Source organism: Phyllobacterium sophorae (assembly GCF_003010965.1).
In the GTDB taxonomy this organism is placed as follows: domain Bacteria; phylum Pseudomonadota; class Alphaproteobacteria; order Rhizobiales; family Rhizobiaceae; genus Phyllobacterium; species Phyllobacterium sophorae.
In genome coordinates this window covers 1-656 of record NZ_PGGM01000049.1, presented here as the reverse complement: position 1 = coordinate 656, position 656 = coordinate 1, and the positions used below count along the sequence as shown (strand labels likewise).

The window sequence follows — 656 nt, the reverse complement described above, 5'->3', positions numbered from 1 at the left end:
ACCCTCAACCTCAACGTCAAGGCGAAGATCGTCCGGGTCGACCGCACCTCCGACGACGCTCCCGACTTCCGGGTTCTGGCAGGCACTGTCGAGTTCGGCGCCGGCTGGCAGAAACAGGCGCGCGAAACCGAACGCGACTACATCTCGGTCAAGCTCGACGACCCGAGCTTCCCCGCTCCGATCTACGCGACGCTCACCGAAGTGCAGGGCCAGGAAGGCTTGCAGCTCATCTGGTCACGCACCACGCGCCGATAGCCCCAAAGGAAAAGCCCCGCTGCCCAGGCGGGGCTTTTCTCCTGTCACTTGTTCAACGTGTCCTTGAGCGCCTTGGCAGGCGCGAAGGTCAGTTTTTTCGCGGCGGCCACTTTGATGCTCGCCCCGGTCGCCGGATTGCGCATATTCTCCCGCCAGCAGCGTCACCAGCGTGGTCTTTCCCGCTCCGCCCTTGTTGCTTACCGCCGCATAGGTTCGTGTCATGATCGCGTCCGTATGGTGGTGACGAGAGGCGCATCATGCCTCGAATTGGCGAAACAATGCAAGCCAAAAATGAATACAACATATTCACATCTGTAACAGGTGGGTTTTTGATGTATGGGCGCGAGCTACAGTGTGGAATATATTCCACACGCCATAAACCCACACTCGAAACACATGCA

General features: G+C 58.8%; 1 protein-coding gene and 1 pseudogene. One reads left to right on the top strand and one right to left on the bottom strand.

The genetic code is table 11. The annotated features are described in order from the left end of the window. Window positions 1-255: DUF736 domain-containing protein (locus CU103_RS30985; RefSeq protein ID WP_106667838.1), on the top strand; the 255-nt coding region annotated here is incomplete at its 5' end. A 44-nt stretch (window positions 256-299) separates the two neighbouring features. On the opposite strand, the pseudogene CU103_RS30980 reads toward CU103_RS30985, so the two are convergent. Next, window positions 300-395 (bottom strand): annotated as a pseudogene (locus CU103_RS30980) (HU family DNA-binding protein); the annotation flags it as partial. Between the last annotated feature and the right edge of the window lie 261 nt (window positions 396-656).